Below are 14,134 nucleotides of genomic sequence, written 5' to 3' on the forward strand. Positions count from 1 at the left end.
CAGTGATGAATTTTACATAACTTTTACATATATACACAGTTCTTTACAATTGGAGTAAATCCTCTACAATTGCTCCGTCTGTTTCACCTAAGTGTAAACCGAGTAGTCTAGCGATAGTTGGACCTTCATCAATAAGTCTCATATACGGGACGGTAACGCCACTTTTTATTCCTTTCCCAGCAGCGATAAAAATTGTTTCATAGTTAGGTTTTGTTGGAGAGTATCCATGCGTACCAAATGTATATTTTTTACTAGGCGTAACATCTTTTTCAGTAATTTCTTTTATAAAATCTCCTGTATAGTTTTCAGTGAAATAATACCCTTCTCGTGCTTCTAACATGAATAAACAATTACCGTCTGCACCGCAGTCTTTGGCAGCTTCATCATGAAGTATAAATTCAATTCCGCTTTGTTTATTTTGAAGTAGTTCTTCAAGGAGTAGTTGTACCTCCCGAATTGTATCCGTATCATTTTTGTCCTTTACATATACATAGGCAGAGCCGTCGCAACTTTGGCAATAGGCTTTCCAGTCTACTAATTTTCCTTTTTTATTAAGAGATATAAGTCCTCTTTGATGGAATAGCATATTTAATTGGATGGATTTGTTTTCACTTAAAGCGCTATGATCACCAAGGGCAATAATTGTACTTTCTTCGTATAGGTCACTTTCTTTTAGTGCTTGAATAATTTTCCCTAGACGTCCGTCGTGCCTCTGGATAGCAGCTATTGTTTCGTTAGATTCAAAGCCGTGATAGTGTCTTTGTGTGTCTAGATCGGTGAAATGTACGAACATGACATTAGGCTTTTTCGTCTGGATTGTATGCACAGCAGAGGCGAGGACGAAATCATCCAGCTCTGGTTGTGATAAACCATTTCTTATATGGCCGAAACGACGATTTAAATCTAATTGATATAGTGGGCTACCGCTAAATAAGGAAACTAACACTTGATTTTGCCAAGGTCTATTTGGAAAAATTTCTGGTAAATTGTAATCGATGTTCGCTCTTCCAGTAACAGGCCATAGAAGGGCAGCTGTCGTTAAATTTGCTTTGCGCGCTTCATCATACAATGTTGTTCCTTTTATTGATTTTCGATACCAATGCCAATCAGGTGATTCACGCCCTGGTTGAAGTAACGTATTGCTAACAACACCGTGCTTGTTAGGGTAATTACCAGTTACGATTGTTGAGTGGCTTGGATATGTTACAGAAGGATAAATTGGTTCTACTTTTTCGACAATCGTGCCCTTTTTTATTAGAGATTGGAAATGAGGTAGTTTTTGTAGTATAGGAAAATCTAAAGCTGATAAACAGTCGAATGATAAAATAATGACGTGGTTTGTTAATGCTTTATCCATAAAGTTCCCTCCTGATTATATAAAACCTATTATCATATATTTCTATTAATACCTAGTAATAAAAATATATTTTTAGGTGAAAATTTATTATTTATTTTCAGAAAAATTAAACATATAATTAAGTATAAGGGAATCTATGGAAGGAGGAAACACTATGGATTGGTTAGATGGATTTGGTATCTTTTACATCATTGGCGGAATCACAATTATCCTTGTATTTGCTATTTCATATTTACTAAAGAAACGGTTTCCAGACAAACAGTTTGATATTATATTTGCACTTAGTTTAATACTTCTTTGTTTAGCGTCCTTTCCTGTTACAATGATGGTCATTGGTGGGTGGGAAGGAATGGGATATGGATTTATTGGTTTCTTCGTCCTACTTGGTACACTTATCGGTATGATTGCACATCAACTTGTGAAAATTACGCGGAAAAGCTACGTATAAAACTGCAAAAAATGAAAAGAATATATAAAAATAAGAAAATTAGCTATTGTTTAAAAAAAGAATTTGTATTATGATAATCAACAAATTTATTTCGTTATAACGATGAAAAAGGATTAGTACATGTTCAACCTTTTTAGCAGAGAGAGAATCCGTCAGGCTGAAAGATTCTTAAAAAGGTAATATGGAACCTGCCTTTGAGTTCTGCATATGCAGCGGGAATTTCCCGTTATCAAAAAGAGAGCATGCGCAATTTTTGTGCATGAATCAGGGTGGTAACGCCGGCAAAGCTCGGTCCCTATTTAGGGATGCGGGCTTTTTTGTATTTTCTAGAAGGAGGAAGACTGACTATGGCAAAAGAACAAGTGCAAGCCATTACGAAGATGGAAGAGGACTTTGCGCAGTGGTATACCGATATTGTAAAAAAAGCCGAACTTGTTGATTATTCAAGTGTAAAAGGGTGCATGATTTTACGTCCGTATGGTTATGCCTTATGGGAGAATATGCAGAAGGTGATGGATGAGAAGTTAAAAGGAACTGGCCATGAAAATGTATATATGCCAATGTTTATCCCAGAGAGTTTATTGCAAAAAGAGAAGGATCATGTTGAAGGATTTGCTCCTGAAGTAGCATGGGTTACGCATGGTGGAGATGAAAAGTTAGCGGAAAGACTTTGTGTACGTCCTACATCTGAAACTTTATTCTGTGAGCACTTTTCAAAAATTGTGCAATCCTATAATGATTTGCCAAAGTTATATAATCAGTGGTGTTCAGTAGTTCGTTGGGAGAAGACAACTAGGCCGTTCCTTCGTACGACTGAATTTTTATGGCAAGAGGGTCATACAATCCATGAAACGGCAGAAGAATCGCAGGCTGAAACATTAAATATTTTAAACTTATATGCTTCTTTCTGTGAGGATTATTTAGCAATACCAGTTATTAAAGGACAAAAAACAGAAAAAGAGAAGTTTGCTGGAGCAAAGGCAACTTATACAATTGAAAGTTTAATGCATGATGGAAAAGCACTTCAAACAGGAACCTCTCATAACTTTGGGACGAATTTCTCAGAAGCATTTGATATTAAGTTTTTAGATCGTAACGGTAAGTGGCAATATGTGCACCAAACATCTTGGGGTGTATCAACAAGAATGATAGGCGGGCTAATAATGGTTCATAGTGATAATAATGGACTTGTAATGCCACCAAAAGTCGCTCCAGTGCAAGTTGTTATTGTACCAATTGCTCAGCATAAAGAAGGAGTTTTAGCAAAAGCAACAGAGTTACAAGCACATATTCAAAAGGTTGCACGAGTAAAAATAGATGCTAGTAATAAAACACCAGGCTGGAAATTTAATGAGTATGAAATGAAGGGGATTCCAATTCGATTAGAAGTTGGCCCTAAAGATATTGAAAAGAAACAAGTTGTACTTGTAAGAAGAGATACGAAGGAAAAAGAGTTTGTACCAATGGATCAATTAGAAGAACGTATTCCAGCATTACTTGAAGAAATTCATATTTCTTTATTTAATAAAGCAAAAGTATTTCGTGATGAAAATACGTATGTTGCGACAAATTTCGAAGAGATGAAAAAAATAGCTGACGAAAAACAAGGATTTATTAAGGCAATGTGGTGCGGAGAATTAACTTGTGAAGAGAAACTAAAAGAAGAAGTTGGAGTATCTTCACGTTGTATGCCTTTTGAGCAAGAGCATTTAGCTGAAGAATGTATTTGTTGTGGTAAAGACGCTAAACAAATGGTGTATTGGGGAAAAGCGTATTAATACTTTTTCTGATAGGTGATAAAAAGGACTTTGGACTGCATAATAAAATACAATCCAAAGTCCTTTTTAGTTTTATACATTATTTCATGTGTTATTTAGATGGAAGGATGTTGTTCTTATTTTACGTTTTTACGGCGAATAAATAGTAACATACCGATTAGGAATGTTGAAAGTCCCATTAAAATAGATGTAGGATAATGTGTTGCTGTATTCGGTAATTTATCACCTTGTTTTTTCGTATTATCTTTTACATTACCACCTTGAGAACCGTTGCCACCCTGAGAATTACTATCGCCTTTAACACGGTTGCCACCTTGAGAGCCACTGCCATCAGAACCGCTACCACTAGAACCATTGTCACCAGAGCCATTGCCACCAGAACCATTGTCACCAGAGCCATTGCCACCAGAGCTATTGCTACCAGAACCGTTGCCACCAGAGCTATTGCCACCAGAACCGTTGTCACCAGAGCCACTGCCACCAGAACCGTTACCACCAGAACCATTGCTACCAGAGCCACTGCCACCAGAACCACTGCCACCAGAGCCGTTACCACCAGAGCCGCTGCTATCAGAACCATTGCCGCCAGAGCCACTGCCGCCAGAACCGTTGTCACCAGAGTCATTGCCGCCAGAACCACTGCCACCAGAACTGTTACCACCAGAACCATTGCCGCCAGAGCCACTGCCGCCAGAACCGTTGTCACCAGAGTCATTGCCGCCAGAACCACTGCCACCAGAGCCGTTACCGCCAGAACCGTTACCGCCGGAACCATTGTCGCTAGAGCTGTTGTCACCAGAACCATTGCCGCCAGAGCCACTATCGTCCTGAGAACCACCGTTTCCTGGTGGTTTATTATTATCTTTCGAGTTACCTTCTACTAAATGATCGTTATTTTGTACAATTGCGTTTGTTGCTGGAGAGAAGTTTTCTGTTGCTGCATTACCGATATTTAAACCGCTAAAAAAAGATAAAGAGAGTGTTGAGGCTAAAATGAAGATTTTCGTCATGGTTTTCCTCCTAAGAAATTAATATTCCATCTAAAATACATCCCTTTGTAATATTTCTTAGGAAAAAGAGTTTTATACAAAAAAAACTATATATAGAAAAAGGTGGAGTATTTCTAAAGAGAGAAAAGAGTTAGTGTAAATTTTTTATAATAAGTAGAGCGTGGGGAGTTTCAGACTCATTACAATAGAGGAAGTGACAGCAGATGAAAGAATATATTGCATTTGATGTTGGTGGTACACAAATTAAATATGGGATTGTTTCAGAAACAGGAACAGTACGAAAGCATCAAACAGTTCCAACAGAAATTCATTTAGGTGGAGAACAAATTATTCAAAAACTTATATATGTATCCAAAAAAATAATGAATGAACATACTATTGTAGGAATTGGTATTAGCACTGCGGGAATTGTTGATATTAACAAAGGAATTGTGACGGGAGGTGCGGATCATATTCCGGGATATAGTACTATTCCTATTATTGATAGATTGCAAGAGATATTAAAAGTTTCAGTATCGATTGACAATGATGTGAATTGTGCAGCGTTTGGAGAAAAATGGAATGGTAGTGGAAGAGAGAAAGAGAATTTTATTATGCTTACCCTCGGAACAGGGATTGGGGGAGCGATTTTTATAGATGGAGAATTGTACCGAGGAAATTCATTTAGTGCTGGTGAATGGGGGAATATGTTAATAGAAGGAAAAACGTTTGAAGAGGTTGCCTCGATTTCAGGATTAATTCGTCTTGTCAGAAAGTATAAAGGCAAAGGTGAGTGGAATGGGAGAACAATTTTTGAGTTGTATGATAAAGGAGATAGAGAAGTTGCTCAAGCAGTTGGGATTTTCTTTAGACATTTGGCAATCGGAATTAGTAATCTTGCTTATATTTTCAATCCAGAAACGATTATTATTGGTGGAGGAATTACCGATAGAGGAAATAAGTTTTTAAAAGAAGTAAAAGAAGAGATCAGTAAATACTTAAATCAAGAGATTTATAATAATTGTGAGATTGAACTTGCACAAAACGGTAATTGTGCAGGAATGATTGGTGCTATTTACCACTTCTTACATCATCATAAGTAAATTATATGAATGTTTTCATATAACTGAGAATTTATCCTTTTTATCGCTAGGTAAATAATGCTACAATATAAGAGAAGAATACAATATTTTCCGATTTGGAAAATGCTTTGTAGAGAGGGAGAAACTTCATGCCTATTATTTTAGAAAAAGGTCAAAAGATCGATTTAACGAAAGGACAACCAAAAGTAGCAAAACTACAGGTTGGCTTAGGCTGGGATCCAATTGGGCAATCAGGTGGATTTCTGTCTTCATTATTTGGAAGTAAACCAAATGTAGATTGTGATGCATCTGTTGTTATGTTAGAAGGAGATCGTTTTTTAAACAAAAATGATTTAGTTTACTTCGGAAATAAACTTTCTACTTGTGGTAGTATTATTCATTCAGGAGATAATTTAACAGGCGAAGGCGCTGGTGATGACGAAACAATTTTCGTAGAATTACATAAAGTTCCGAGCCGTATTAATCGTTTAGTATTCGTTGTAAATATTTATGACTGTGTAAATCGTCGTCAAGATTTCGGGATGATTCGTAATGCATATATTCGTATTCAAAATCCGCAAACTGGTGAAGAATTAGCGCGCTATAATTTATCGGATAATTATGCTGGCAAAACGACTCTAATTGCAGGTGAAATGTATCGTCACGGAAGTGAATGGAAATTCTCAGCAGTTGGAGAAGGAACACAAGATAAAAACTTAAGTGAGATTGTATCACGTTATCAATAAAATAAACCGAGGAGGAATTGTATATGGCATCAATTTCATTGAAAAAAGGACAAAAGGTAGACTTAACAAAAACGAATCCAGGTCTTTCAAAAGTTCTTGTAGGACTTGGTTGGGATACGAATCGTTATGATGGACAAAATGATTTCGATTTAGATGTTAGTATTTTCTTAGTAGGTGCTAACGGTAAAGTTTCAGGTGCAGAGGATTTCGTCTTCTATAATAACCCAAAAGGTGCAAATGGTGCTGTCGAGCATTTAGGAGATAACCGAACTGGCGAAGGTGAAGGCGATGACGAATCGATTAAAGTAGATTTAAAAAATGTACCTGCACATATCGAACGTATTTGCTTCACAATCACAATTTACGATGGAGAAGGACGCAGCCAAAACTTCGGACAAGTTTCTAACTCTTTCGTACGTATTTTAGATGAAGAAAAGAATGCAGAATTAATTCGTTACGATTTAGGAGAAGATTTCTCTATTGAAACAGCGGTAGTAGTAGGTGAACTATACCGTCATGCAGGTGAATGGAAGTTCAATGCAATCGGAAGTGGATTCCAAGGTGGATTAGCGTCTCTATGTAATAATTTCGGTTTAGATGTAGAGTAATAGATTGATATATCCATCGATAAAACAGATGTTTACTGATGGATATATTTTTTAAGATTAAAATATAGAGGTGAATATAAATGGTTATTCAATTGCAAAAAGGACAGAAGATTGATTTAGGTAAGACAAGCCCTGGTTTAACAAAAGCAGTAATTGGTCTTGGGTGGGATATTAAATCTTACGACGGTGGATCAGATTTCGATTTAGATGCATCAGCATTCCTATTAGATGCGAACGGAAAATGTACGAAGGAAACTGATTTTATCTTCTATAATAATTTACAGTCTCCTTGTGGATCTGTTCTACATACAGGAGATAACCGCACAGGTGAAGGTGAAGGTGACGATGAGCAACTTGTTGTAGATTTGAAGAAAGTTCCAGCAGATGTGCACAAAATTGCTATTACAGTTACGATTTATGATGCAGAAGGCCGTAGTCAAAACTTTGGACAAGTAGGAAATGCGTTCGTTCGTTTAGCGAATGAAGAAACGAATGAAGAAGTTCTTCGTTTTGATTTAGGGGAAGATTTCTCCATCGAAACAGCAGTTGTCTTTTGTGAATTATACCGTCATAATGGACAGTGGAAGTTTAATGCAGTAGGAAGTGGATTCCAAGGTGGTTTAGGTGCGCTTGTAAGAGCGTATGGCTTGGATGCATAGAAAGGAAACGACATTCGTTTCCTTTTTTTGACCTTTCTATAAATCTAGCAAAGAATAGGGGATATAGGTAAGATGAGTATTTTGCAAGGAATCCTTGATACGTATGCTCAGTTTTTTGACTTGGACATGTGGATTAAAGTGTTGCAGGATCCAGTATCTTGGGGATTAATTGGTACACTTGTTGTACTTGAAGGGTTGTTATCTGCTGATAACGCACTTGTATTAGCAGTAATGGTAAAACACCTTCCGGAAGAGAAACGTAAAAAAGCATTATTCTATGGACTTATTGGAGCTTATGTATTCCGCTTTATTGCGATTGGAATCGGAATGTTCTTAATTAAATTATGGTGGGTAAAACTTCTTGGTGCACTTTACCTTGCTTGGTTATCAGTAAAATACTTTATTGATAAGCGTAAAGGTGCAAGTGAAGAAGACGAAGCTCACGGTATGAATCAAAATAGTATTCTCTTTAGAATGTTCGGTGTCTTCTGGGGAACAGTTGCGATGGTTGAATTAATGGATATCGCGTTCTCTGTAGATAGCGTACTTGCTGCATTTGGTGTATCTAATGAAGTTTGGATTCTATTATTAGGCGGAATGCTTGGTATTTTAATGATGCGTGGTATCGCTGGTGTATTCTTAAAATTGTTAGAGCGTATTCCAGAGCTTGAAACAACAGCATATATTTTAATCTTAATTATCGCATCGAAAATGCTATTGTCTCTAATTGATATTCATATTAGTCATACACTGTTCTTCATTATTTTAGTTGTAGCATTTGGAGCAACGTTTATAATTCACTACATGAAGAATTCTGGACAAGCTAAAGAAGAAGTTGCAGCTACTAAAGAAGACAATAAATAATTGAAATGGGTTTGCTCGTTTTGCGAGCGCCCATTTTTTATAACCAAAAATAGTTTATAATATAAGAAGGACTTAGAAAAAACGTAAATGTTTTTGGAGGTGAACTGTTGTGTTTTCACGTTTTACACTTCAACCATATGCATTAAAAGATGAATCAGATTTAAAGCAATTTGAAATGCTTTTAGAAAAACGCCCACAATATGAGCTGACAGAGAATGAGATGAAATTTAGTTATATAGCATGTCGAATCCTTGGCGTTCCTAATGATGTAGATGAATATTTTAATGAACTGTTTGATTATAGTGAAGCGAAAGGAATCGAGGTTTTACACGAACAAAATTTAAACAAAGTGATTGATTCAGAAAAGCTTCGTCATATTCAAGAAGTGTTCGGATTACATCAAGAAGCACCCAATGGTCTGACAGTAAATAGGTTAGTTGCACACTTATCTGGGAAACAACTTTTACCGAAAGTAGACAATCCTGATTTACAGCATTACATACATACGACGTTTATTTCACTATTGAAATTATATGAGAAGCAACATAATCAGTCGTTAAAGACAGAAGGCTTCCGTCGTTTCTTAATCGACATAATTAAACTAAGTGAAAATTACGTAGCGAAGTGGTTTTCTACGATTAATTATAAGAAACAAATGCCGCGTATCGTTTGGTATGGTGATGCACAGGAAAGCCGTATATATTTCTTATATTTTCTTATTATGCTCGGTTGTGATGTGCTTTATTATCACCCCGAAGGAAAAGATGGATTTGAAAATATTGATGAAGAGGGAAGAACTTTTGTTGTATCTCATTCAAGTCGCATTTCGCTTGAACCGTTCCCTGATCGTCGACGTGAGCGTGTTGCAACAGTAGCATATCAAGCTTCGAAAGAAATTGAACAAGTACTTCACCACGATAATTCACTATTATATAAACCGTGGCAATTCCGTTCGTATACACCTGTAGCACGTACGTTAAAAACGACATATGATGAACTCTTTTTAATTACGAAAGAAAAGGCATTTGTACGTCCAACATTCTTTGTTGAAAATAAACATATTTATATCCCTTCTTTATTTGCGAAAATATCAGGTGTTTCAAAGAATGATAAAGATTATTTTCAACGATTAAAGGCTGTTACATCATTTGATAATAGTTTACTAATTAATACATTCCCATTTACGAAAGAGCAAAAAGCAAACTTCCAATATCATTATCGAGATGCATTGGACCGAGCTGGGAAATTACATCCTGATTTAATTATGAATAGCCATTGGTGGCCGCATAAGCGTTTACCGGAAGGTTTACAACATGGGATTGCAGAGGCGATTATCCATACGTGCGAAAGTGAAATGTGTAAACCAATTGCAAAAGAGACGAAACAAGATGTAGCGCTATATGTTTTCGCACAACTTTCTCAAATACCACCGAATATTTTAGAACAGCTTGAGAAATTTGATTATTCACAAGATGTACCAAAAATTGTTATATTTAATAATGAGAAGAGTGGAGAATTAACTCGTTCTGACGCTGTTTTATTACTATTTTTAAATCAAATAGGAGTAGATGTATTCCACTTCAATCCAACAGGAAGAAACGATATTGAACCGTATGTTGAAGCGGGAGCATTTGATTCTCATTGGCTTGAAGAAGTTAATTTCGATCTTGAGTTTCATGGTTCATCAGCCTATAAAAATTTATCACAAACAATAAAAGGACTATTTCGTCCATTTTTATAAGGAAAGGGAGAATACCATATGAATAACCCAGTCGTACTAGATTCGAAAACTGAATTGAATGAGCAAACCGCACAAGATGTTCGCTTGCAACTTAGACAAGATGCAGATGTGCAACGTATTTATAATGCAGTAGATATTAAAGACCAACTGGAATTAATTGAACTTGGAAAAGAACCTTCTATGGAAATTTCACGTTTTGCTGATCAAATTTTACATACAATGTCATTATCAAAAATAGAAGATTCTGGTGAATTGTTAAAGCAACTTGGTAAAATTATGGACAGATTTGATAGTAAAGACTTTGCGGAAGAGAAAAGTGGTTTCTTCTCACGTATGTTCAAAAAAGCGGATAAAATGATTGAACAAATCTTTAGCAAGTATCAAACGATGGGCCGTGAAATTGATAAAGTGTATGTCGAAATTACGAAGTATCAAGATGAAATGAAAAAATCAATTGGTACGTTAGATGGTTTATATGAGCAAAACTTAAAATATTATTTAGACTTAGAAAAATACGTAGTAGCAGGAGAAATGTTGTTAGAGCGTTTAAATACAGAGTTAGTTCCGATGTATGAAGAGCGCGTGCGTAATAATGATCAATTAGCAGGTATTGAATTAGAGTCGCTTAAAAACTCGGTTGAAATTTTAGAGCAACGTATTGATGATTTAGAAAAAGCTCGTATGGTTGCGTTACTTACAGCACCACAAATTCGTATGATTCAACGTGGTAATAATAAATTAATTGGTAAAATCAATACAGCATTTATTACGACGATTCCTATCTTTAAAAATGGTATCATTCAAGCGGTAAATGCCAAACGTCAAAAGCTTGTTGCAGATTCTATGGCTGAACTTGATCGCCGTACAAATGAATTACTTAAGAAAAATGCACAAAATATCGCAACGCAAAGTGTAGAAGTAGCGAGATTATCGGGTTCTTCTAGTATTAAGATGGAAACACTTGAGGAAACTTGGAACATTATTTCAAGAGGTATGCAAGAAACACAACAAATTGAAGAGCAAAACAAACGTGAGCGTGAAGAAAGCCGTAAGCGTATGGCTACATTAACAGAGAATATCAAAAAAGAATTACAAGGGTAAATGAAAAGGCAATGAGGAATAGTCCTCATTGCCTTTTAGTTTTTCTTCACTAATTTAATGATTTCATTCACAACAAGCGGAATGATACTTAATAAGAGAACAAATCCCCAATCTCGCATCGTTAATGCATGTACACCGAATATATTTGCAAGGGGCGGGATGGAGATGATACAAACTTGCATAAGAACACCGATAAGGAGGGAGAAGACTAAATATTTATTTGTAAAGATCCCAATTGAAAAAATCGATTTTGTTCTTGAACGCAAGTTAAATGAATGAACGAGCTGAGAAAAACTAAGAACGACAAATGCCATCGTTTGAGCATGTAATAGAGCATCGTCATCAATTTGCTCTGGGAAAAGAGGGAATAAATTTGTATCTCCAGTATAGAATTTTGCTCCGGCGATAAAAGCTATTAGCGTTAAAAGTCCAATGACAACTCCATTGAAAATTAGGAAAGGAACGCTGCCGCTAAATAAGCTTTCTTTCGCATGTCGTGGTTTTTCCTTCATCACATCTGGGTCTTCAGGATCAACCCCAAGTGATAATGCAGGCAGTGTATCTGTAATTAAATTCACCCACAAAATGTGAATAGGTCGTAGTGGTGTCGCCCAGCCGAGTAAAATGGCTAAAAATAAAGCGATAATTTCTCCGAAGTTACAAGAGAGTAGGAAGAGAATTGATTTTTTTATGTTGCGATAAATATTTCTACCTTCTTCAACGGCTTTCACGATAGATGAGAAATTATCATCTGTTAACACGACATCTGCTGCCCCTTTTGCAACGTCTGTTCCTGTAATGCCCATCGCTACGCCAACATCAGCTTGCTTTAAAGATGGTGCATCATTGACACCATCACCAGTCATAGAAACGATATTTCCTTTTGCGCGTAATGCCTTTACAATTTTCACTTTATGCTCTGGAGAGACTCTAGCGAATACATTTAAATGATTAATTTTGTTAGCTAGTTCTGTATCAGAAATGTTATCTAATTCAGTTCCAATCATAATTTCCGATATTTCTTCAGCAATGCCAAGTTCTTTGGCAATTGCAAAGGCGGTATCTTTATGGTCACCAGTAATCATAACTGTGCGAATACCGGCTTTTTTACATTCTTTAATTGAATCTTTCACTTCAGTTCGTGGTGGATCAATCATACCGACAAGACCAATAAAGATAAGATTTTCTTCAAGATGATTTATATCCACATCGTTTGAATCGTATTGTTTAAATGCGAATGAAAGTACTCTTAAAGCTTCTTGAGACATTGATCCGGCAGCTTCTAATATTTGATTTTTATCAGAATCAGTTAAAATCTCGATTTTGCCTTTTTTAAAAATATGGGTACATCGAGGTAAGAGTTTATCAATAGCGCCTTTCGTCATGCTATAGTAACTTTCATTGTACATATGTACGGTTGACATCATTTTACGATCTGAATCAAAAGGTACTTCGTTAACACGTTCATGTATTTTTTCTAAATGATCTTTTTGCATGTTAAAAGTGGTTCCAGCAACGAGAAGTGCAATTTCAGTCGGGTCTCCCGTTTGTGATTCGTTATTGTAAGACGCATCATTACATAGCACCATATTTTCTAACAATAGACGTTGCGCATCATTATTTACATTTAAACTTTCTAAGCGATCGTATGTGTTATCACTATAAAAGTGAGTAACGGTCATTTTATTTTGCGTTAACGTACCTGTTTTATCTGAACAAATAATTGTGACAGAACCGAGGGCTTCAACAGCTGGTAGTTTCCGAATGATAACGTTTTGTTTAATCATACGTTGCACACCAATTGCAAGAACGATGGAAACGATAGCTGGCAAGCCTTCTGGAATAGCTGCAACAGCTAAACTAATAGCAGTCATAAACATTTCTAATGTATCCCGGCCTTGTAAAAAACCGATGAGAAACATAACGATACAAATAGCTACAGCGACAAAGCCTAAATATTTTCCAACTTGTGCTAAGCTTTTTTGAAGTGGTGTCATATCATCGTCTGCTTCATGTAAAAGGGTAGCAATCTTACCAATTTGTGAGTTCATCCCAGTTTCAACAGCAACACCGACGCCTCTTCCGTATGTTACAAGAGTAGACATAAATGCCATGTTTTTTTGGTCGCCGAGTGGTACTTGCTCATCACTTTGCATGGAAGGGTGGTAGATTGCATCTTTATCAACAGGGACAGATTCACCAGTTAGAGCAGATTCTTCAACTTTTAAATTTGCGGTTTCGATAAGGCGTAAATCGCATGGGATATATCGTCCAGCGTCGAGCATAACGATATCCCCTGGAACGACGTGCTCAGATGGAATTTCTTTTAGTTCACCATTTCTCTTGACGATAGCTTTAGGTGTTGCCATCTTTTTCAATGCCTCTAAAGCTTGTTCTGCTTTCGATTCTTGGACAACACCGATAACAGCATTTAAAACTACAACGAGCGCGATAATACTGGCATCCGCCCATTCACCTACAAAGGCAGAAATAAGGGCAGCAATAATAAGGACATATACGAGGACGTCATTAATTTGGGCGAAAATACGCTGCCATAAAGTGCGTTTTTGTTTTGTAGCTAATTCATTAGAACCGTATTGCTTTAAACGTTCACTTACAATCTCATCTGTTAAACCGTGTTGTTCGTTTGTTTCTAGGTCAATTAATATTTGATTTTTCGTCTTACTGTACCAATTGCTCATAAGTAAGCACCTCCAGTAAAAACAGTTAGCAATGGTAGTGTTGCTATTATTTGTGAGTA

The 14,134-nt window shown here is 36.4% G+C and carries 12 protein-coding genes and 1 other annotated feature; of the genes, 9 read left to right on the forward strand and 3 right to left on the reverse strand.

Features of this window, described 5'->3' with window-relative positions; all coding sequences use genetic code 11:
- Nucleotides 1-43: 43 nt before the first annotated feature.
- Nucleotides 44-1,357, reverse strand: coding sequence for an alkaline phosphatase family protein (locus AXW78_RS02175; RefSeq protein WP_061883739.1), 1,314 nt, complete (start codon nucleotides 1,355-1,357; stop codon nucleotides 44-46).
- A 154-nt stretch (nucleotides 1,358-1,511) separates the two neighbouring features.
- Here AXW78_RS02175 and AXW78_RS02180 point away from each other — a divergent pair, with 154 nt between their 5' ends.
- Both AXW78_RS02180 and proS read left to right on the forward strand, forming a co-directional pair.
- Entirely contained in the window at nucleotides 1,512-1,805 is a 294-nt protein-coding gene (locus AXW78_RS02180) for a YesK-like family protein (protein ID WP_000383853.1), read from the forward strand.
- Nucleotides 1,806-1,898: 93 nt separating this feature from the next.
- Nucleotides 1,899-2,105 (forward strand) — a binding site (T-box leader).
- 47 nt (nucleotides 2,106-2,152) lie between these two features.
- Nucleotides 2,153-3,583 carry a proline--tRNA ligase gene (gene proS, locus AXW78_RS02185; RefSeq protein WP_001040993.1) on the forward strand — a complete coding sequence of 477 codons (1,431 nt, stop codon included), beginning with the start codon at nucleotides 2,153-2,155 and terminating at the stop codon, nucleotides 3,581-3,583.
- A 116-nt stretch (nucleotides 3,584-3,699) separates the two neighbouring features.
- Here the strand turns inward: proS and AXW78_RS02190 are convergent, their stop codons facing one another.
- Entirely contained in the window at nucleotides 3,700-4,593 is an 894-nt protein-coding gene (locus AXW78_RS02190) for an LPXTG cell wall anchor domain-containing protein (RefSeq protein WP_061883740.1), read from the reverse strand.
- 203 nt (nucleotides 4,594-4,796) lie between these two features.
- Here AXW78_RS02190 and AXW78_RS02195 point away from each other — a divergent pair, with 203 nt between their 5' ends.
- The 7 genes from AXW78_RS02195 (at nucleotide 4,797) to AXW78_RS02225 (ending at nucleotide 11,373) form a co-directional block, all read left to right on the forward strand.
- Nucleotides 4,797-5,675: an ROK family protein gene (locus AXW78_RS02195; protein WP_061883741.1), complete on the forward strand. Its 879-nt coding sequence runs from the start codon at nucleotides 4,797-4,799 to the stop codon at nucleotides 5,673-5,675.
- A 128-nt stretch (nucleotides 5,676-5,803) separates the two neighbouring features.
- Nucleotides 5,804-6,400 (forward strand): TerD family protein, encoded by a 597-nt coding sequence (locus AXW78_RS02200; RefSeq protein ID WP_001121586.1) that lies wholly within the window; start codon nucleotides 5,804-5,806, stop codon nucleotides 6,398-6,400.
- Nucleotides 6,401-6,423: 23 nt separating this feature from the next.
- Nucleotides 6,424-7,008 (forward strand): TerD family protein, encoded by a 585-nt coding sequence (locus tag AXW78_RS02205; RefSeq protein ID WP_000146731.1) that lies wholly within the window; start codon nucleotides 6,424-6,426, stop codon nucleotides 7,006-7,008.
- Between the two features lie 80 nt (nucleotides 7,009-7,088).
- Nucleotides 7,089-7,667: a TerD family protein gene (locus AXW78_RS02210; protein WP_000236649.1), complete on the forward strand. Its 579-nt coding sequence runs from the start codon at nucleotides 7,089-7,091 to the stop codon at nucleotides 7,665-7,667.
- A gap of 72 nt (nucleotides 7,668-7,739) precedes the next feature.
- A complete protein-coding gene (locus tag AXW78_RS02215; protein WP_000025705.1) occupies nucleotides 7,740-8,531 on the forward strand; it encodes a TerC family protein in 792 nt (263 codons plus the stop codon).
- A 109-nt stretch (nucleotides 8,532-8,640) separates the two neighbouring features.
- Nucleotides 8,641-10,272 carry a YceG family protein gene (locus tag AXW78_RS02220; protein WP_061883742.1) on the forward strand — a complete coding sequence of 544 codons (1,632 nt, stop codon included), beginning with the start codon at nucleotides 8,641-8,643 and terminating at the stop codon, nucleotides 10,270-10,272.
- 18 nt (nucleotides 10,273-10,290) lie between these two features.
- The gene (locus AXW78_RS02225; protein WP_001064413.1) at nucleotides 10,291-11,373 is read left to right on the forward strand and encodes a toxic anion resistance protein; all 1,083 of its coding nucleotides are present in this window, start codon (nucleotides 10,291-10,293) and stop codon (nucleotides 11,371-11,373) included.
- A 35-nt stretch (nucleotides 11,374-11,408) separates the two neighbouring features.
- On the opposite strand, the gene AXW78_RS02230 is transcribed toward AXW78_RS02225, so the two are convergent.
- Nucleotides 11,409-14,075 (reverse strand): cation-translocating P-type ATPase, encoded by a 2,667-nt coding sequence (locus tag AXW78_RS02230; protein WP_061883743.1) that lies wholly within the window; start codon nucleotides 14,073-14,075, stop codon nucleotides 11,409-11,411.
- Nucleotides 14,076-14,134 lie beyond the last annotated feature (59 nt).

This window comes from Bacillus thuringiensis (genome assembly GCF_001595725.1).
Taxonomy (GTDB): Bacteria; Bacillota; Bacilli; order Bacillales; family Bacillaceae_G; genus Bacillus_A; species Bacillus_A thuringiensis_K.

Excerpts from the sequence above, each read along its gene's own strand:
- AXW78_RS02205 (WP_000146731.1), top strand. The coding sequence starts at position 6,424 with ATGGCATCAATTTCATTGAAAAAAGGACAAAAGGTAGACTTAACAAAA.
- AXW78_RS02180 (WP_000383853.1), top strand. The coding sequence starts at position 1,512 with ATGGATTGGTTAGATGGATTTGGTATCTTTTACATCATTGGCGGAATC.
- AXW78_RS02225 (WP_001064413.1), top strand. The coding sequence starts at position 10,291 with ATGAATAACCCAGTCGTACTAGATTCGAAAACTGAATTGAATGAGCAA.
- AXW78_RS02200 (WP_001121586.1), top strand. The coding sequence starts at position 5,804 with ATGCCTATTATTTTAGAAAAAGGTCAAAAGATCGATTTAACGAAAGGA.
- AXW78_RS02210 (WP_000236649.1), top strand. The coding sequence starts at position 7,089 with ATGGTTATTCAATTGCAAAAAGGACAGAAGATTGATTTAGGTAAGACA.
- AXW78_RS02175 (WP_061883739.1), bottom strand. The coding sequence starts at position 1,357 with ATGGATAAAGCATTAACAAACCACGTCATTATTTTATCATTCGACTGT.
- AXW78_RS02195 (WP_061883741.1), top strand. The coding sequence starts at position 4,797 with ATGAAAGAATATATTGCATTTGATGTTGGTGGTACACAAATTAAATAT.
- AXW78_RS02190 (WP_061883740.1), bottom strand. The coding sequence starts at position 4,593 with ATGACGAAAATCTTCATTTTAGCCTCAACACTCTCTTTATCTTTTTTT.
- proS (WP_001040993.1), top strand. The coding sequence starts at position 2,153 with ATGGCAAAAGAACAAGTGCAAGCCATTACGAAGATGGAAGAGGACTTT.
- AXW78_RS02230 (WP_061883743.1), bottom strand. The coding sequence starts at position 14,075 with ATGAGCAATTGGTACAGTAAGACGAAAAATCAAATATTAATTGACCTA.
- AXW78_RS02215 (WP_000025705.1), top strand. The coding sequence starts at position 7,740 with ATGAGTATTTTGCAAGGAATCCTTGATACGTATGCTCAGTTTTTTGAC.